The organism is Endozoicomonas sp. PH6C (genome assembly GCF_059322965.1).
Window position 1 is genome coordinate 1389080 of record NZ_CP185342.1, and the last position, 19222, is coordinate 1408301.

Consider the following 19222-nt stretch of genomic DNA (forward strand, 5'->3'; position numbering starts at 1 on the left):
GCGTATACTGCCGGTTTTGTATTTTCCCTGTCTTACTCTCTGATCCACTTTATATGACTCAGACCATAGAAACAGATGTTGTTGTAATTGGCGGAGGCATTGCCGGTCTCTGGCTGTTCAATACCCTCAATCAGCAAGGCTATAAAGCCCTTCTGCTGGAGAATGCTACCCTCGGCGGGGGTCAGACGATCAAATCCCAGGGGATCGTTCATGGCGGGACCAAGTACACTTTGACCGGCACTCTGACCAAGGCGGCAGAGTGTATTGTCGGCATGCCAGACCGCTGGCGCAAGGCTCTCAGGGGGGAAGGTGAGGTTGATCTGTCGGGAGCCGTTATACTCTCTGAGTTCCAGTATCTATGGTCTCCCGGTGATGTGGGTTCCAGGCTTACTACGTTTTTCGCCAGCAAGGCTTTGCGCGGTCGGGTGGAGCAGTTGAAGAAACCGGAGGATTTTCCTGATATTTTTCGTCATGAAGCGTTTCTGGGCAAAGTCTATCAGCTCAATGAGATCGTGCTGGATATCCGGACGGTCATCGATGCATTGGTGAAAGGTCTGGAAGATCGGATTCTCAAGGTGGACTGGTCTGAAAACACCCGTATTGTCACTGAAGGCAAAAAAATAGATTTCATCGAGCATACCTTTGGAGGCAAAACCCTGCAAATCAGGGCCAGCAAGTTTGTTACCACGGCGGGCGAAGGCACAGAGGACCTGATAAAACTCTGGGGACTCTCCCGGCCAGAGATGCAGAGAAGGCCGCTTCATATGGTTATGGTTCGGCATCGTCATCCTGAGCCGCTCTTCGCGCATTGTCTGGGTACCAAACCCGTTCCAAGAATAACAGTCACCAGCCATCCGGATGGTGAAGGCAGCTGGGTCTGGTATCTGGGGGGCGAAATTGCGGAAGACGGGATGGAACGCACACCGGAACAACAGATCCGGGTGGCCCGGCGTGAGCTGACTGCATTATTGCCATGGGTTAATCTGGACGATGCCCAATGGGCGACGATGTTTGTAAACCGGGCCGAACCCAGACAGAGCAGACTGCTGAGACCGGATGCCGCATTCATTCATGAGATAGAAAACGGCATTGTTTCCTGGCCGACCAAGCTGGCGCTGGCACCCAACCTTTCTGATGAGGTCATTAAAGTGCTGAACAGGCAGCAACTCTCGCCTTCTGGCAATGAAGGCTTTGCTTTGCCAGAGGATGTTCAGCATCCTGAAATCTGCCAACCCTTCTGGAGCGGGGCATTTGTCGATCATGACTGATTACCGACTTGAGACAAGAACCATTGCAGGTACTGATATCCGGGTTTCTCCCATCGGTTTCGGAACCGTAAAGCTGGGCAGGGATCAGGGCGTAAAATACCCATCCGGATTCAGGATTCCGGATGATAGCGAGGCCAGAGAGCTTCTGAAACTGGCACAAACCCTGGGTATTAATCTGCTGGACACAGCACCAGCCTACGGCACCAGTGAAGAAAGATTGGGGTCTTTGTTAAAAGGTCAGAGAGACAACTGGGTTATCTGCAGTAAAGTCGGAGAAGAGTTTGAGAACGGTGAGTCTCGTTTTGATTTCACAGCGGAACATATTCGCTTCAGCATCGAGAGAAGTCTGAAACGGCTGAATACTGATCGGATTGAAATGGTGCTGGTCCATTCCAATGGTGATGACGTCAATATTATTCAGCAATATGGCTGTCTGGAAGTACTGGAAGCGTTAAAAAAAGAGGGCAAGATTCTGGCGTCAGGCATGTCTACCAAAACTGTTGAAGGCGGCATTATGGCGCTGGAAAAGTCGGATATCGTCATGGTGACTTATAACTTGAAGGAGCAGGCTGAGAAACCGGTACTTGATTACGCTCTCCGGAACGATAAGGGCATTCTGATCAAGAAAGCTCTGGCCAGTGGGCATGTTTGTCTGGAAGGTGAAGATCCGGTGGAGAAAAGCATGGAGTTGGTTTTCTCTCATCCTGCGACCTCGGCGGCAGTGATTGGCACTATTAATCCGTTACACCTGAAGAGTAATGCAGAGTCGTGCGCCAGAGTCATCAGACTTCTTGAGAGCTGATTCTCTGGCGGCCAGGTTAGAGAAAAAAGGTTTTTATTGGCGCGGGGTTGTGATGTTTTCATAGGCCGCATTCATCGCTTCAGCAGGTGTCAGTGACCGGTTTTCTGCAATGAATCCAGCTGCATGCTGACACAGGGATGCGTACTGGTCAAAGCTCCAGCCTGCGTCTCTGTAAGCTGAAAAATCTTTACCCATAAGGTTAACTAACTCTCGTGAATTGCAGAAAGTCTGCAGTTCCTTCAGATAATCACGTAGTAGGCCTGCTTCACGTGACAGCTCTGGCCTCTCTTTTTTCAGGGCTGCAAGAGAAGCATCGAAAGGAATGGCGGGTGCTGCTCTTCTAGGTGGCTTAGGAGCTGCTTTGGCTTCAGGTTGAACCCTGTTTTCCTGAGCCGGTATAGATTGACTGACCGGTTGGCGCTTGCTGGAAGTTTGCTTGCTACTGAATGAATCTTTGCTAACAGGGTCTGAATGAATTCTTTCCTTGATACTCTCTCGGTATTCAGCGTTCAGGAAATGACCCTCTCCTTTCATGGCGTAGTTCCGGTGCAGGCTTTTGAGGTCTTTTTGCGTAGCTTCTAAAATTCCCTGAACCTCATTTAAAGCACTCGCGATCTTGCTTTTTGTTTCAGGGGGTAATTGTTGACTCTTCATAGTTCTGTTCAGATTTTGCTTAATTTGGTGAGCCTCTTCAAAGCATTGGCAGGTCAGAATAGTCTGGGCCTGAATAGCAGAATATCGATTGTTGGGAGAAGAATATCCTTTTGAGTTGGGTAGTTCTTCCACCAGGCATTCAGTCAGTGCGGGATAAGATTTAAGCTGATCTCGAATGGCATCAGGATAAGTGGAGTAACTCAGTTCTTGCCGCTGAGCCCTTAACGGTGCCATGCACTTATCCAGTGCATCTCTGAAAGACTGACCATGATCTGTGGTATTCTTTAGCGGCTGAGCGTTATCTCTTGCTTTCGACAGCATCATGGAAAGACCGGCCTCCTTGAATGCTTTTTGAACATGGGGTTGCAAGGCTGCTTGTCCGGATTTTCTGGTCAGGTTAGCCAACAGGTCTTCCAATTCACCCTTGTTTTTGGCGTGCTTGTTAATCACTTTCTGAACAGACTCAAGACTGCCATTTTTGTTGTTTACTGCTTTTTTGACATCATCCATTGCCACCATAAACGCTTTGACGGCTTTCTTCTCAGTGGCTTTCTTTTCTTTCGCTGCGGCTTTATCAGAATTGCTGACACTGCGGGAGAAGAGACTTTTTATCGGTAGTTTCTTGCCTTTCCCGTTTTGAGGGACGGTATTTTCGATGGAGTATACTGAAGAGCCTTTATGGCGTCCCCTGGGTTTATCAACTTTCTGTTGAGCATGTTCAGACCATGTCGGGCTGATAGAAATCTTTTCGCCGCCGTTGATAATACCCATTACTCTATCCCTGAATCTTTGAGTGCTTTCAACTTATTATAGAGGGCGAAGTTCTGGAGATTGGCTAGCCTTGGGTTTTGAAGAAGATAGCCGCTAACTGTCGAAAAGTTGGCGGCAATGTTGTTGTTTTATGATAAAAGTATCAAGCAGACTCTTTAGATTTGTCCTTCCTGATCTTTTCAACAATGGCCGTTGTCGAACAGTTATCCAGGAACGCCAGAACCTTCACTTCGCCGCCGTATTCGTAGACGATAGGAGCACCGACCACTTCATCAATGGTGTAGTCGCCGCCTTTTACCAGAACGTCAGGTTTAACCATTCTGAGCAAGTTTTCAGGTGTATCTTCTTCGAAGCATACGACCCAGTCGACAGCTTCAAGGCCTGCCAGTACCGCCATTCTGCGATCTTCCGAGTTAATGGGGCGGCCTTCACCTTTCAATCTTTTTACAGAAGCATCGCTGTTGATAGCCAGTACCAGCCTGTCACCCTGCTTTCGGGCCTGCTCCAGATAACCCACGTGGCCGGCATGAACAATGTCGAAGCAGCCGTTGGTGAAGACGATCTTTTCGCCATGGGCCCGGGAATCTTCCAGTGCAATCTTGAGCTGATCCGGGGTCACAACGCCACGCTCTGCGCCCAGTTCTCTGTTCACCTCACGGCGCAGCTCTGGCATGCTGACCGTTGCAGTCCCCAGCTTGGCAACCACAATACCGGCTGCAATATTGGCCAGAGCGGCTGCTTTGGGTAGTTCAGCCCCCGCTGCAAGTGCAGTGGCCAGAGTGGAAATTACGGTGTCTCCGGCGCCGGTCACATCAAAGACTTCACGGGCTCTGGCTGGCAGGTGCAGTTCCTTTTCGTCTCTGCGAATCAGGGTCATGCCGTGCTCACTGCGAGTGATCAGCATGGCGTCAAGCTCCAGCTCGTCCAGTAACTGGTGACCTTTGGTGATCAGCTCCTGCTCATCTGCGCAGCGGCCGACAACGGCTTCAAATTCTTGCAGGTTCGGAGTAATGATCGTAGCACCACGGTAACGCTCAAAGTTTGTACCTTTGGGGTCAACAAGGACCGGAACGCCTTTTGTACGTGCCAGTTTGATCAGCTGCTGGTGGTTCTGCAGGGTACCCTTGTTGTAATCAGAAAGAATGACAGCCCCTATGTTATTCAGCAAATTGGCTGCTTTTTCTTCGAGAATATCGCTGCTGAGAACGGAGAAAGGTTCTTCCTGATCCAGACGAATGAGTTGCTGATGCTGGCTGATGACCCTGAGTTTGGTGATGGTAGGCATATCTTTCAGCCGGGCAAAATCGCAATAGACTCCGGCCGCTTCAAGACGGGTCTGCAGGGAGTCGGCTGCTTCATCATCTCCGGTAGCAGCTATCAGCCAGGTCGGGGCACCCAGAGAGGCAATGTTAAGGGCTACGTTGCCAGCGCCGCCGGGGCGATCTTCTATATTGGTGACGCGAACAACAGGTACTGGTGCTTCAGGGGAGATTCTGGAGGTGCCGCCGTGCCAGTATCGATCCAGCATGACATCGCCGATCACCAGAACCCTGGCTTCATTAAATCGTGGCAGAGTCAGTTTCATTCAGTGTCTTCCGCTTCGGTATCTTGGGAGGCCTGCCAAGTAAGTTGGCCCAGTTTCCGGTAGGTTTACCACGAAATCGTCTTGATGGGTAATCATGGTAAAACCTCAGCTTTTTTAAAGCGTTCAATGTTGTAATGGCTGCGAAGAAGCCAAAGGTATCACCTCTACGGCTTCTTCCTGCTCTTCCTGGAACTGCATCTGATGCAGTTTGGCATAATGACCTTCTCTGGCCAGTAGTTCGGAATGAGTGCCGCTCTCTACAATTTTGCCTTTATCCACCACAATGATACGGTCAGCATTCTCGATGGTGGAAAGTCGGTGAGCAATGACCAGCGTTGTTCGATTCTTCATGACTTCATCCAGGGCCGCCTGGATATGACGCTCGGATTCGGTATCCAGGGCCGAAGTGGCTTCATCAAGAATCAGAATGGGGGCGTCCTTCAGAATAGCCCTGGCTATGGCCAAACGCTGCCGCTGGCCACCCGAGAGCAGCACGCCATCTTCACCAACCAGCGTGTTCATGCCCTGAGCCATATTCTTGATGAATTCATTGGCATGGGCGGCTTCAGCAGCCAGGTGAATGTCAGAATCATCTTTGTCGCGCAGGTCTCCATAGGCAATGTTGCGAGCCACTGTATCATTAAACAGAGTGACATTCTGATCTACCAGAGCGATATGCCTGCGAAGGTTCTTCAGGCTGTAATCATCAATGGGCGTATCATCCAGAAGAATTTGACCCTGTCCATAGGTGTAGAAACGGGGAACCAGGTTGGCCAGTGTTGTTTTTCCCGATCCCGAGCGGCCCACCAGAGCAATAGTCTCACCCGGATTAACAGTGAAGTTAATATTGTTCAGGGCGGGTTTGTCAGCATTCTGATAGGTGAAAAACAAGTTTCGAAACTCCAGCTTGCCTGCAACTATTTCCTTTTCAAAGGTGCCGTTATCAGGTTCGGAAGGCTGGTCAGCCATTTCAAAAATGCTCTCTGCTGCGGCAATACCTTTTTGTATGTTGGCGTTTACTTCGCTCAGCTGACGAATAGGCTTTGGCAGCAGTGCCGCAGCCGTGACAAAACTCACCAGAGAAGCGGTGGTTGCATCTCCTTTTAGCCACAGCACCAGGAAGAACAGAATAGCGAGGGCTGTATTAACCAGGAATTGCAGGGTGGGCGTATGGACAGCGGAAGCCTTGACCATTTTCAGCCCCTGACGGGTATTGCGATCACTGGCATCAAAAAAGCGGCTGGTTTCATAACTCTCACCACCAAAGCCTCTGACTACCCGATAACCATTGATCGATTCCGAACTGACGTGGGTCAGATCCCCCATGGATGTCTGAATCTTCGAACTCAGCTTACGGAAACGTTTGCTGGCGGTACTGACCACCAGGGCAATGATGGGAGCAACGCCGATGAATACCAGGGTAAGCTTCCAGTTGGTCAGGATCAGATACCCGAACAGGAAAACAACGGTCAGGCCTTCCCGCACAATAACCTTGACGGCATCGGTTGCTGCCGAGGTCACCATACCCACGTTGTAGGTGATTCTGGCAATCAGGTGCCCGGAGTTGTTGTTGTCAAAGTAGTTATTGGGCAACTGAATCATTCGGTTAAACATCAGGCAGCGCAGGTCGTGCACAACCGATAAGGACACCTTGGCCAGGAAGTAGTTACCCAGAAAGGAACCAATCCCCCTGAATATGGCAATAGACAACATGACGATAGGAATCAGGGCCACCGAAGTCATGATAGAAGCGGGAAGAAAACCCCCAAGGTCTCTGTCAATAGTGGCAAAGCTGCCTTCGAGCGCTTCAACAAAATATTCCAGCAAACGGGCAAAAGCTGGCTGGCTGAGCGCAAACATGACATAGCCCAGTATACTGAGGGCAAAAAAGCCCGAGTAGGGCTTTACATAGCTGAGAAGGCGCAGGTAAATCTGCAGGCTTCCCGACTTGGCGTGTTCCGACATGGCCACTGTAATCAGTTAAAAATGAGGGGCCTATTCTGGATGAATCTGGCTTTGGGCTCAATGGATAGAGCCTCTAAAACCATGATTTTTACCGTAAAATGACGTTCTTGGTAAAGCTCTACCTTGCGTTGCCCTCCTTTACCCGGATCAAAGCGGCTTTATGAATGTTTCGTGCTAGGGTATGATTGGCCGCTTTTTTTATTGTGGAAATAATGAGTACTCAACAGACATGAGTGGTATGCAGCGATTATCTTCCACGGCTTATCAGGCCCTGATTGAAGGGGCTGAGGTGATAGAGCAGGACCATTTTGGCGACAAGGTTCTGAAACTGAAAGATAAGACTTTTCTGAAACTGTTTCGGGTTAAAAGCACTATCAGCTCGGCGTGGTTTAAGCCATATTCTGTCCGGTTCGCCAGAAATGCCTCGGAACTCGTGACCCGTGGCATTCAAACGGTTGATATTATTAGCTGCTACCGTCTTGGAAGATATAAAAAAACAGCTGTCCATTATCGGCCGTTGCCGGGTCGGACCCTCAGGCAGGTTTTCCCTGCTCTGGATGAAGATGGAACCCGAGTTCTGGCCGAGCAGTTAGCCCGATATATTGCGCAGCTGCATAAACAGGGCGTCTATTTTCGCTCCCTGCACATGGGTAATATTCTCAAGTTGCCCGACGGTGCTCTTGGGCTGATAGACATTGCCGATATGCGCTTTAGCCGGAGTCCTCTGAAAGAAGCGTTAAGGCTGAGGAATTTACATCATCTGGCTCGTTATGAGCAGGATGTTCAGTATCTGATTAAGGACCAGACATTTTGTTCCACCTACGCCAGGCTGGCGGATTTGGATGTGGACAAGGTCGAAGCTGTAATGCAGCACACCTGAAAGATTTTAAGAGAGAAAGACAGTGATAGAAAAGTTACGCAATATTGCCATCATCGCACACGTTGACCATGGTAAAACCACCCTGGTTGACAAGCTGCTTCAGCAGTCCGGAACTCTGGGTCGAAAAGATCAGGGTGCCGAACGGATCATGGATTCCAATGACCAGGAGAAGGAGCGGGGCATTACCATCCTGGCCAAGAACACCGCCATCAACTGGCAGGACTACCACATTAATATTGTGGACACACCCGGACACGCCGACTTCGGTGGTGAGGTGGAACGTGTTATGTCCATGGTGGATTCGGTTCTGCTGCTGGTGGATGCGGTTGACGGTCCTATGCCTCAGACCCGCTTTGTCACCCAGAAAGCTTTTGAGCAGGGTCTGCGCCCTATCGTTGTTATCAACAAGATTGACCGTCCTGGTGCTCGTCCGGACTGGGTCATGGATGAAGTCTTTGATCTGTTTGATCGTCTCGGTGCTACCGAAGAGCAGCTGGATTTTCCGGTTATTTACGCTTCTGCACTGAATGGTATTGCCGGTGATGATCCTGAAAACATGGCACAAGATATGACGCCACTGTTTGAAATGATCGTCAATAATGTCCCTTCTCCCAAGGTGGATGTCGATGCGCCTTTCCAGATGCAGATATCTGCCCTGGACTACAGCAGCTTTCTGGGAGTTATCGGTATTGGTCGTATCACCCGTGGTGTTCTCAAGCCCTCAACTCCGATTCGCTTGATTGGTGCCGATGGCAATGAGCGCAATGCCAAGATCCTCAAGGTTATGGGGCACCTGGGTCTGGAACGTGTAGACGTGGAAGAGGCTCGTGCTGGCGATATCGTTTGTGTAACGGGTATCGACAAGCTGAACATATCAGACACCCTGTGTGATCCAAATCACGTTGAAGCGCTGCCAGCACTGACGGTGGATGAGCCAACCGTGAGCATGACCTTCCAGGTCAATGATTCTCCTTTTGCAGGTCAGGATGGCAAGTATGTGACCTCCCGTAATATCAAAGAGCGTCTGGATCGCGAACTGCTGCATAACGTAGCGCTGCGTGTTGAGCAGGGTGATGATGCTGACAAGTTCAAGGTGTCTGGTCGTGGTGAACTGCATCTGTCGGTTCTGATCGAAACCATGCGCCGTGAAGGTTTTGAGCTGGGGGTTTCCCGTCCAGAGGTTGTCATCAAGGAGATTGACGGCGTTTTGCAGGAGCCTTACGAACAGGTTGTTGTGGATGTTGAGGAAGAACATCAGGGCTCTCTGATGGAAGAGATGGGGCACCGTAAGGCAGAACTGACCAACATGGTACCAGACGGCAAGGGCCGTATTCGCCTGGAGTTCATCATGCCTGCCCGTGGTCTGATCGGTTTTCGTTCCCAGTTTCTGACCATGACTTCTGGTAGCGGTATTCTGACCAATGTCTTTGATCACTACGGTGACGTGAAAGATGGCGAAGTGACTCACCGCAAGAACGGTGTTCTGGTTTCTATGGTGAATGGTAAGGTGCTGGGCTATGCGCTCTGGAACTTACAGGATCGTGGTCGTTTGTTCCTGAACCCGAACGTTGACGTTTATGAAGGTCAGATCATTGGGCTGCATAATCGTGACAATGACCTGGTGGTTAATCCTACCAAGGGTAAACAGCTGACGAACGTTCGTGCTTCCGGCTCTGACGAAAACATTCAACTGACACCGCCTATCCGACATAGCCTGGAACAGGCCTTGGAATTTATCGACGATGACGAGCTGGTGGAAGTTACACCTGACAATATCCGTCTGCGCAAGAAATTCCTGAAGGAGCATGAGCGCAAGCGCGCCAGCCGCAGTAAATAATTGACTGGCTGTTCTGACCGGGGGCAGCTCCCCGGTCAGTATTTTGGTGAAGCAAAAACCTGGGCCCAGTATATTCTGAATCGGCCGGAGGGGTTCTCTACAAAGCTGACTCCCATCTCGATGACATTAGGATTCATGATATTATTACAATGCCCCGGACTGCTCATCCAGCCGTTGAGTAAAGCGTCGAGGTTGTGTGCGCCTACGGCTACATTTTCGGCAAAGGCTGACCAGCGATAACCCTGTGCTTCAATTCGTTGATTGATTTCACTGCCATCTGAACCTATGTGGCTCATAAAATCTTTATTGGCCATATCCGTTGCGTGTTTAAAGGCCGCTGCTTCAAGAGAGTAGTTCCAGCGCAAACGTCCGACTGCACGCATGACGGTATTGCCACAGACCTGCGGTTTAGAGCGTATAGCATTGACAGCGGTTAGCACCTGATTTGCAAAGCCCTGGGTGGGTTGGTCCAGGACCTCGTTGTACCAATGAGAATGAGTCCAGCGAGAGTCAGACCAACGTGATCTCAGGTAGCTGTCCACTTTGAAAGTGAGGTATTTCCAGGCTTCACGACTTTTCTCCGGAATTGTATCAACGTAGCCGACCAGTTCCTCAGGCAGATCTTTAGAGTTTCCTATCACCCCTGTGCCATCGAGACGGGCCATCATTGGCAGGTTAGGAGCAATAACTTCTTTCCAGAAGTCTTGTGAATAAGGGTTAATGGTTTCCCATTTCTGGTAAATGACTGCAGAGGCAGCACCAAGAATACCCAGCTTGAAGGCACCTTTTGCACAGCTTGCACAAAAACGAGTCATGGTTCCTTTTCGATATTCGCTTGCGGCTTCGTTTCTGTAATGCTCGACATCTTGTTTCATTTTTTCTCTGGCGAATTTTCTTTTTCTGGCCTCTTTTATTTCGCGCTCCATCTCCTCCCAACTGGGTTGGTGGCGGACATTTCTGACGCCAAATTGGAGCGCAGAGAAAAAGTAAGGTGGTATATCACCGCTGCTGACAGCGGAGATCTCAAGTGTTCTGGCAGGTCGATTGATCATTGCATTCAGCGAGTCTTCAGCAAGAGCTGCCCCGGGTGTCTGATGGGGTTGCAGATTGAAGACAATGGGCTGCACATGACCAGGAGTGTCATTAACGCCGGGGGTCAGGAAAAGGCTTATATCTGCTGTGATTAAGGCTGAGAAAAGAGTTTCAGGCTCTTCTGACAATGAAATGATGTTTTCCTCGATTTCATAGCTGCCATCTTCAAAGCCTGAGAAGAATTGAATAGCAATGGTTCCATCCGCTAACGGCGTTATTGTCAGTATTCTTTTCTTAAGAAGAATGGCCAGTTGAGTGTTCAGATGGTTGATAGGCACACCCGGTGTCGCACCTTCAGGTATGACCGTGCTGTGACTTTCAAGATAGAGATGCAGGGCAGCCGCATTAATTGGCTGATCGTCCGGGTAGTTAAGGTACTCTGCCGACTGCCTGTAGAGTTGGCTGAGTTCCTGTTCACTGAGAAGGCTCATGATGGAGCGGGCCCAGCAACTTCCCTGATCTGCATTTTTGTTACACTTTTCAGGCATTTGATAATTGTGGCTTGAGAGGTGTCTGTTCAGCTCCTCAGAATTATCCACCGGGAAGGGGTCCACCACTGCAGCATGGCAAAAACCCATGGCGGTGGAGAACGCCAAAGCTATGATCGATGGATTAATGGACCTGTGAAAAAATGGCTTGTTCATCGACTACTGCTCGCTGTTTCAACGTTATACATAGGCACTCCCTGCCTTTCATATCAGCTATGAAACTTAGATAGCCAAGAGGCGTAAAAGTTCCTCAGAAGCCATGACAATGCTTGGAAAACCTTGGTTTTTAAGAGTATTGTAGAGTGCTGGGAGCCTGTCTGATTTAAGTTTTCGGCAGTGTCCCAGAGACAAGAGGTGGATCAGATGCTCTGTTTGCTCAGCTGACTGACTTCGCTTGATTCAGTGACTTCTGAAGGAAGGAACATGCGCACGCTTTACCCGGCTATAAAGCCATACTCTGTTTTCAAACTGGCTGTAGATACCGTTCATCAACTTTATGTGGAAGAGTGCGGGAGTCCAGATGGTATTCCCGTGTTGTTTGTCCACGGCGGGCCCGGGGTGGGTACTTCAGAAAAATCGCGGCGATTCTTTGATCCCGAGAAATATAGAATCATCCTTTTTGATCAGCGAGGCTGTGGTCGGTCGCTGCCCCATGCTGAGCTGGAAGGGAATACCACTCAGAATCTGATTGCTGATATGGAGCAGATTCGAAAACATTTGGGTATTGAAAAATGGCTTCTTTTTGGCGGCTCCTGGGGCTCAACCCTCTCTCTGCTCTACGCTCAGGCTCACCCTAAAAGGGTTATGGCCATGGTGCTCAGGGGGATTTTTCTGTCCCGACAGAAGGACTTTGACTGGCTCTACACCAAGCAGGGAGCCGGCAGAGTGTTTCCGGATCACTGGAAGCACTTTGAAGAAATTATTCCGGAAAGTGAGCGAGGTAATATGCTGGAAGCTTATTACAATCGCCTGACCGGTGATGATGAGCTGGCACAGATGAATGCCGCCAAGCACTGGGCATTATGGGAAGGGAGGATCAGCACATTGAAGCCCTGTCCTGATGCTGAAGAATTTTGCAGCGAACCACATAACGCAAAAGCCATATCCCGGCTTGAAGCTCATTACTTCATGAATGACAGCTTTATTGAACCTCATCAGATTATTCGTGACATGAAATACATTGACCAGATTCCGGGCATTATTGTCCATGGTCGATACGATATGATCTGCCCTTTGGATAACGCTCAGGTGTTAGCTGATCACTGGACAGAAGCAGAGCTTCAGGTGATCAGGGAGGCAGGTCATTCGTCCTCCGAGCCAGGTATTGTCGATGCACTGGTGATTGCCACCGATAAGTTGGCGGTTAAATTCGGTTGATTTCACATGGGTTCCAGTGATTTTCTTCCTGGCCCTGGCTATCAGCCGGGGCGACCTTTTATACAGACTTCCGGAGTAGGATAACCCATGCGTGGATTAATCCAGCGAGTTCAGTATGCCAATGTAAAAGTGAACGGTGAAACCGTAGGCCAGATTGCAGAAGGTCTTTTGCTATTGCTGGGCATAGAAAAGGACGATGATCAGGCAAAAGCGGATAAGTTACTGGATAAAGTGCTCAAATACAGGGCTTTCAGTGATCAGGATGGAAAAATGAATCTGGGTCTTCAAGACTCCGGTGGTGGGCTGTTGGTTGTCTCACAGTTCACGCTTGTCGCCGACACACGCAAAGGACTCCGTCCCGGCTTCAGTTCCGGGGCTTCTCCTGAGCATGGTGAAAAGCTGTATGACTATTTTGTCGAGCGTGCCCACACGCTTCATCACGATGTGGCAACGGGTCGTTTTGGAGCCGACATGAAAGTCTCCCTGTTGAATGATGGGCCGGTTACTTTCAATCTCGAAGTCTGATGTATTATTCGATGGAAAAACGCCAGAAGGGTTAATCTCCCGGCAGCCAGTCGTCATCTGTGATCTGCTCAAACGGCCAAGGGCATTGTTCGGGGAAGCTCTTGATTAAAACCGCAACGAGCGCAACACTCGCTGTTATGGATAAGGTTCAAGCTACCTTGTCAAACACTTAAGAAAGACATTTCTGGCACCGTTGATATCACGATCAACGGTGAAGCCCTCACCCTTAATAACCTTGGAAGAACCTAATTTTTCGTCAATGGTCCCGTTCCATGATTGAGTCTTGGATGTATAGGCTTCGTTGCAATCAACTACATGCTTTCCATACTTTTTTGCGTACCACTTAAGCCGCTTTTTGAATGGGTAGTGATTGAGGTCAAGCATCTGGCGGCAGGTGTTACGGCGAATGGTGCGAACCTTCTTATCTTTGCGTGTGACCATACCTCTTGTCTCAAAGGTTGGCAAAAATACAACGTCGTAGTTCGACACCAGCTCGAACGCCAGCCGGTTATGCAGATCAAGAACAATGTCATCCTTTTTGCATTTCAGCCGGTCAATTTCCCTGTTGAAATGAATAATCCGATCTCTTGCCCACTGGGGCATGTCGGGGAACTTAACGCCCTTCTGCGTGTTCAGGATTTTTTGCTTTTGACTGATCAAGCTGTCCACTTGCTTCATCAGTGGGAACAGCTTTGTTTTTGCAACCTTATCACCCGCTATCAACGCCTCTTTTTCGCTGTAGCAAGTGGCAAAGGTGCGAACTCCGGGGTCAACTCCAACGCATCTAACCTTCCCTTGGATTTCGGGATTTAGCTCAATATGTTGTTGAACCTGAATGAACCAGCGACCTTTGTCGTAGGTTATGAGACAAGACTTGCCAATCGCTTCTGCTGGCACATCTTCTGTCAGGTGAATCTTGCCAAGAGCTTGTACGCAGGGATTTAACCCCTTTGGCAAACGGTCAATAGAGAATGAGTGTCTGCTACCTTTGCGGCTTTTGAAACTGATTTCTGCAAAGCCCTCTTTAGCTCCCTTGAGCTTCTTGTTGTGCTCGCAGACCGCTTTGAATGTGGTCGCTGCCGCCAGTGTTCCATTATCAGAAACAATCGAGTTATAAGCCCTGCCACTTTCTTTTTGCTCCTGCTCCACTTGAGCTTTAATGGCGGGTCGCATGTTGATGAATTTTCCGCTGGCATCTTTATAGTCATCATTGCGGAAACGCTCAACAGCAAGGTTGTACGACCTCCGATAGAGCATCAGGGCATCGTGATAGGCTTGCTCATTCTCTGGGTAAAACCTGATCTTTTTTGACGCTACTATCTTTGCGTCTTTTAGCAGATCGCTTCCCGTAGTGGCTATTGCAGAATGAGGTAATGAAACCGATAAGCTCTTGGGTGTCGAATGACTCACTGGCGTTATCCGGGTCATCCAAAACCTCGATGTGTCCTCCCGATAATTCAACAAGCCATTTGATGAGTCCAAACCCTGATCGGGCAAGGCGATCTTTTGTGGCAACCACAATATGGGTTGGATTTCCGCACACCGCTGATTCCAGAATGGTTTGCAGTCCTTTTCGCTTAAAGTTGAAAGCACTGGCAATGTCGCTGATAAATTCTGCATCAGGGTGCTCTTTGAGTAAGATACGCTTTTGCGTGTCAATGCTGGATTTTTGCTTTCCAGAACTCACTCTTGTATAGCATATCTTCCTCTGCTGGTTAATGAATATGCGGAAGTGACCACCACTGGTTAGCTTCACTTTTTCGTAGTGACCGCTTTCGATCTTGCGCCTCATAGTTTGGCTGGTTACGCCTTCAATCTTGGCTAGCTTTGTAGTTGAACCCCACAAGATAAATTCACCTTTTGACGATTTATCTTGTTTCTGGCGTAATTGATTTTGCGATTGTTGCAATTTTATTTGACTGTAGGCAAAAAGCAGAAGGGAATCAAAATGAAGTCCCAAGGCTCAGACGTCTTTGTGGGGGGGCAAAAGAAGGAGCATTGCCAAAGACCGTTTTATCATCAAGACTCAAGAGCATCAGATCCAGCTATCTGGATTTTCTCGCTGAAAAAGGTGGAGAAATGGCTCGTAAACTGTTTTTCTGGGTTGCCGTTGGCGGAATGCTGATCACCTTGCTTCTGTCGTTTTTCTGGCCCGGGATACTTTGGCTGTTTGTTTTTCTGGTGCCTTACACTCTGGTCGGGATTTTTGATCTGACCTGCACCAATCATAACGTTTTGAAAAATTATCCTGTCATTGGCCATATGCGCTATGCACTGGAGTTTATCAGTCCCGAGATTCATCAATACTTTATCGAGTCAAATCAGAGTGGCAAACCTTTTAATCGTGAAATCCGAAATATGGTGTATTCAAGAGCCAAGGGCGTGTCTGATACCCAACCTTTTGGCACCCAGTTTGAACTGACCGATTGCGGCTACCATCGGGCCAATCATTCCCTGACCCCCAAAGAGGTGGATGCCAGCCATGGAAGAATACTGATCGGTGAACATTCCTGCTCACAACCTTATCTGGCGTCAAGGCTGAATATTTCCGGCATGAGCTTTGGCGCCCTGAGTGCCAATGCCATTAGAGCAATGAATGCGGGCGCACGCAGGGGTGACTTTGCTCACAATACGGGAGAAGGCGGGTTAAGCCGACACCATCTGGCAGAAGGAGGGGATCTGGTCTGGCAGATCGGCACAGGTTACTTTGGTTGTCGTACACAAGAAGGTGGCTTCGACGAAAAAGGTTTTGCTGAAAAAGTAAAGCATGAAGCCGTGAAGATGGTTGAGGTCAAATTATCCCAGGGAGCCAAACCGTCCCATGGTGGCGTGCTACCCGCCGTTAAAGTCTCAAAAGAAATTGCTGAAGCCAGAGGTGTTCCTGAGGGAGAGACCGTCATTTCTCCTCCCGCGCATTCGGCTTTTTCAACGCCTAAAGAGCTGATTTTATTTATTGATCATCTCAGGAGGATTGCCGCTAAGCCGGTGGGCTTTAAGCTCTGTTTGGGCAACAAAGTGGAGTTTATGGGGATCTGTAAAGCCATGCTGGAAACCGGTTTGGCTCCGGACTTTATTACGCTTGATGGCGCAGAGGGAGGCACAGGTGCAGCCCCGGTGGAGTATACGGATCGGCTGGGAATGCCGTTGAACGAATCACTGGTCTTTGCACACAACTGCCTGACAGGTGCAGGTCTGAGAGAGAAGGTAAAGATCATTGCCAGCGGCAAGGTGGCATCCGGTTTTGATATGGTGACAAAGATTGCTTTGGGTGCTGACCTGTGTAACTCGGCCAGAGCCATGATGTTTGCTGTTGGATGTATTCAGGCATTGAAGTGCAACACCAATCACTGCCCGACCGGAGTGACCACTCAGGACCCGGTCAGAGGCAGAGCCGTCAACATTGCTGAAAAACAGATCAGGGTGGCAAATTATCACCATGTGACGGTGGCCAGTTTTCTCGATATTGTTGGAGCAATGGGGCTGGACAGCCCGGAACAGCTGAATGCGAGGCATATCTTCCGACGTCTCGCCGATCAGACAGAAGCTTCTTACGCAACCATATACCCGGTTCTGGAAACAGGATGCCTGTTGAATCGCGATGATATGGTTGGCTACAGCAACCACTGGGCCCAGGCTTCGGCTGATGAGTTTTTACCCGGGCTGATCGCCTGAAATAGAAAACGCCGACATTAAAGTCGGCATTTTCCGGGTTAAACAGGATTACATCTGTTCAACGGTTTCAATGCCCAGCAGGTCAAGGCCTTTCTTGAGGATATGGGCAGTCAGGGCACAGAATTGCAGGCGGCTGATTTTAACGGGTTCGCTGACGCCTTCTTTGTTAACCGGGCAGTTTTCATAGAAGCTCATGAATGCACCAGACAAGTCGTAGAGGTAGCCGCAAAGTACGTGAGGCGTTCCTTCACGGGCAGCCTGCTCAATGGTTTCGCTGAATTGGTTGAGCTTCAGCGCCAGGTCTCTCTCGGAAGGCTCTTCAACCAGGATGTTACCGGTGAGGTCGGTTTCAGAAACTCCGGCCCTGCGGAAGATGCTTTTAATACGGGTATAGGCGTAGAGCAGGTAAGGCGCAGTGTTGCCCTCGAAGGCCAGCATGGTGTCCCAGTCGAAAACGTAGTCGCTGGTGCGGTTTTTGGACAGGTCAGCGTATTTTACCGAGCCCATGGCAACGGCTTTGATAACCTTGAACTTTTGTTCTTCGTTGAGATCAGAGGCTTTGCTGGCAACCAGTCTGGCTGCACGCTCTTCAGCTTCGTCCAGCAGATCTACCAGTTTGATGGTAGTACCGGCACGGGTTTTGAACGGTTTGCCATCCTTGCCCAGCATCATACCGAATGCATGATGTTCTGTGCGAGTATCTTCATTGACAAAGCCGGCCTTGCGGGCAATAGTGAAGATCTGGTCAAAGTGTTGTCCCTGACGAGCATCAACATAGTAAAGAACACGGTCGGCGTTCAAGGCGTGAGTCCGGTGCCGCAGGGCCGCCAGATCGGTTGTAGAATAGAGAAAGCCGCCGCCAGACTTTTCAACGATGACACCCATCGGGTCGCCGTCTTTGTTCTTGAATTCATCCAGAAAGACCACTTTTGCCCCCTGGTCTTCACTCAACAGGCCTTTGCTGTCCAGTGCATTGATAATGGCAGGCAGGCTGTCGTTGTAGGCGCTCTCACCCATAACATCGGATGGCGTCAGGGAAACATTCAATCGCTCGTAGACTTCCTGGTTGTGAGACAGAGTGATATCAACCAGTTTTTTCCAGAGTTTCAGGCAGTGCTCATCGCCAGATTGTAATTCGACAACATATTCACGGGCTTTTGTGGCGAACACTTCGTCATCGTCAAAACGTTTTTTAGCCGCCTTGTAGAAGGCTTCCAGATTTGAAAGCTCCATAGCCTGAGCTTCCTGACTGTCTTGCTCCAGTTCTTCGAGGTGAGCAATCAGCATACCGAACTGAGTCCCCCAGTCTCCCAAGTGGTTCTGGCGAATGACCTTGTGGCCCAGAAATTCCAGAGTGCGAGCGCTGGCATCACCAATGATGGTGGAGCGAATGTGGCCAATGTGCATTTCTTTGGCAACATTAGGCGCGGAGTAATCGACAATCACAGTTTCCGGGCTGTCGACAGAGGCTACACCGGAACGATCGTCTTTTACTGCTTCCTGCAATCTGGCAGCGAGCCATTCTGGCTTGAGATAGATATTAATGAAGCCGGGTCCGGCAATTTCCGTTTTTTCAGCAATACCTTCCAGATCCAGGTTTTCTTCTACTTTTTGGGCCAGATCTCGAGGCTTGAGTCCCATTTTCTTTGCTGCTGCCATCACTGCATTGCACTGATAGTCACCAAAGTTGGCTCGTGCGCTCTGACGAACCATCGCAGGAGTGTCCTCCGGGGCTCCGGCGGCGATCAGTGCTTTGATGACTCTGTCTTCAAGCAGTTTAAGAATATTCATGGAAAAAATTCCTTGGTCTGAAACGAGTGTACGATGATTTTTTTTGCTCATGGCTGCTCATCGGGAAAAATATTTTGCACTGTCTGCGTCTCATTGTTGATGGTTTTTCAAAATATCTTTCTATCGCTATGGGCATCTCTAACAGAGAGCCTGTTGACCTTTCTGGTCAGCGGCAGCCTTGTTCTGCAAAAAAGCAGGATGTCGAAAGTGATGGCGACTGAAAAACAACCTTTCAGCCTTGGCATCGTCGCAATGTGAATGTCAGGCAGCCCAGAAACATGCTGTAACAGAGGGCAATATCAGATGCTGACTGAAGCCTTTCAGGACTTGCCGCCTGAGAGGCAGATGAAGTGGCTGATGAGAGTGATTTCATAGCGGGAAATAATAGCGAATAAAATGGCTTTGAGACAATAGCAGTCTTCTTCAATCATGAGAAATGTTGCCACTGTCGAGAAATGTGAAGTCGGGTATCTACACCATGGTCAGCTGGTTGATTTGTCTACCCAGGCTGCTGC

14 protein-coding genes are annotated in these 19222 nt (G+C 49.4%); 7 read left to right on the forward strand and 7 right to left on the reverse strand.

Going from position 1 to position 19222, the window contains the following annotated elements; genetic code table 11:
* Positions 1 to 53 precede the first annotated feature (53 nt).
* Together ACOMG9_RS05480 and ACOMG9_RS05485 are read left to right on the forward strand one after the other, a co-directional pair.
* The gene (locus tag ACOMG9_RS05480) at positions 54 to 1268 is read left to right on the forward strand and encodes an FAD-dependent oxidoreductase (RefSeq protein ID WP_422413360.1); all 1215 of its coding nucleotides are present in this window, start codon (positions 54 to 56) and stop codon (positions 1266 to 1268) included.
* The gene (locus ACOMG9_RS05485; RefSeq protein ID WP_448218613.1) at positions 1261 to 2070 is read left to right on the forward strand and encodes an aldo/keto reductase; all 810 of its coding nucleotides are present in this window, start codon (positions 1261 to 1263) and stop codon (positions 2068 to 2070) included. The genes ACOMG9_RS05480 and ACOMG9_RS05485 overlap by 8 nt, the downstream gene beginning before the upstream one ends.
* Positions 2071 to 2103: 33 nt before the next feature.
* Here ACOMG9_RS05485 and ACOMG9_RS05490 read toward each other — a convergent pair whose 3' ends face one another.
* The 3 genes from ACOMG9_RS05490 to msbA form a co-directional block, all read right to left on the reverse strand.
* Positions 2104 to 3495, reverse strand: a complete 1392-nt coding sequence (locus tag ACOMG9_RS05490) for a hypothetical protein (protein ID WP_494529909.1) — start codon at positions 3493 to 3495, stop codon at positions 2104 to 2106.
* Between the two features lie 142 nt (positions 3496 to 3637).
* Positions 3638 to 5080 carry a bifunctional D-glycero-beta-D-manno-heptose-7-phosphate kinase/D-glycero-beta-D-manno-heptose 1-phosphate adenylyltransferase HldE gene (gene hldE, locus ACOMG9_RS05495; protein WP_422132692.1) on the reverse strand — a complete coding sequence of 481 codons (1443 nt, stop codon included), beginning with the start codon at positions 5078 to 5080 and terminating at the stop codon, positions 3638 to 3640.
* A 123-nt stretch (positions 5081 to 5203) separates the two neighbouring features.
* Positions 5204 to 7045: a lipid A export permease/ATP-binding protein MsbA gene (gene msbA, locus ACOMG9_RS05500; RefSeq protein WP_494529910.1), complete on the reverse strand. Its 1842-nt coding sequence runs from the start codon at positions 7043 to 7045 to the stop codon at positions 5204 to 5206.
* A 229-nt stretch (positions 7046 to 7274) separates the two neighbouring features.
* On the opposite strand from msbA, the gene ACOMG9_RS05505 reads away from it, so the two are divergent.
* Positions 7275 to 7925 carry a BUD32 family EKC/KEOPS complex subunit gene (locus ACOMG9_RS05505; RefSeq protein ID WP_422132694.1) on the forward strand — a complete coding sequence of 217 codons (651 nt, stop codon included), beginning with the start codon at positions 7275 to 7277 and terminating at the stop codon, positions 7923 to 7925.
* Positions 7926 to 7947: 22 nt separating this feature from the next.
* Positions 7948 to 9762 carry a translational GTPase TypA gene (typA, locus tag ACOMG9_RS05510; RefSeq protein WP_422132695.1) on the forward strand — a complete coding sequence of 605 codons (1815 nt, stop codon included), beginning with the start codon at positions 7948 to 7950 and terminating at the stop codon, positions 9760 to 9762.
* 35 nt (positions 9763 to 9797) lie between these two features.
* Here typA and ACOMG9_RS05515 read toward each other — a convergent pair whose 3' ends face one another.
* Positions 9798 to 11498 carry a CAP domain-containing protein gene (locus ACOMG9_RS05515; RefSeq protein WP_494529911.1) on the reverse strand — a complete coding sequence of 567 codons (1701 nt, stop codon included), beginning with the start codon at positions 11496 to 11498 and terminating at the stop codon, positions 9798 to 9800.
* A gap of 267 nt (positions 11499 to 11765) precedes the next feature.
* Between ACOMG9_RS05515 and pip the strand changes: the two genes are divergently transcribed.
* Positions 11766 to 12719 (forward strand): prolyl aminopeptidase, encoded by a 954-nt coding sequence (gene pip / locus ACOMG9_RS05520; protein ID WP_448216104.1) that lies wholly within the window; start codon positions 11766 to 11768, stop codon positions 12717 to 12719.
* Positions 12720 to 12806: 87 nt separating this feature from the next.
* Positions 12807 to 13244, forward strand: a complete 438-nt coding sequence (dtd, locus tag ACOMG9_RS05525) for a D-aminoacyl-tRNA deacylase (protein ID WP_448216105.1) — start codon at positions 12807 to 12809, stop codon at positions 13242 to 13244.
* Between the two features lie 153 nt (positions 13245 to 13397).
* Here the strand turns inward: dtd and ACOMG9_RS05530 are convergent, their stop codons facing one another.
* Both ACOMG9_RS05530 and ACOMG9_RS05535 read right to left on the reverse strand, forming a co-directional pair.
* Positions 13398 to 14501 (reverse strand): RNA-guided endonuclease InsQ/TnpB family protein, encoded by a 1104-nt coding sequence (locus tag ACOMG9_RS05530; RefSeq protein ID WP_494529912.1) that lies wholly within the window; start codon positions 14499 to 14501, stop codon positions 13398 to 13400.
* A gap of 22 nt (positions 14502 to 14523) precedes the next feature.
* A complete protein-coding gene (locus ACOMG9_RS05535; protein WP_494529913.1) occupies positions 14524 to 15090 on the reverse strand; it encodes an IS607 family transposase in 567 nt (188 codons plus the stop codon).
* A 233-nt stretch (positions 15091 to 15323) separates the two neighbouring features.
* Here ACOMG9_RS05535 and ACOMG9_RS05540 point away from each other — a divergent pair, with 233 nt between their 5' ends.
* Positions 15324 to 16916 carry an FMN-binding glutamate synthase family protein gene (locus ACOMG9_RS05540; protein ID WP_448216107.1) on the forward strand — a complete coding sequence of 531 codons (1593 nt, stop codon included), beginning with the start codon at positions 15324 to 15326 and terminating at the stop codon, positions 16914 to 16916.
* A gap of 48 nt (positions 16917 to 16964) precedes the next feature.
* On the opposite strand, the gene argS is transcribed toward ACOMG9_RS05540, so the two are convergent.
* Positions 16965 to 18707 (reverse strand): arginine--tRNA ligase, encoded by a 1743-nt coding sequence (gene argS, locus ACOMG9_RS05545; RefSeq protein ID WP_494529914.1) that lies wholly within the window; start codon positions 18705 to 18707, stop codon positions 16965 to 16967.
* Positions 18708 to 19222: the final 515 nt, after the last annotated feature.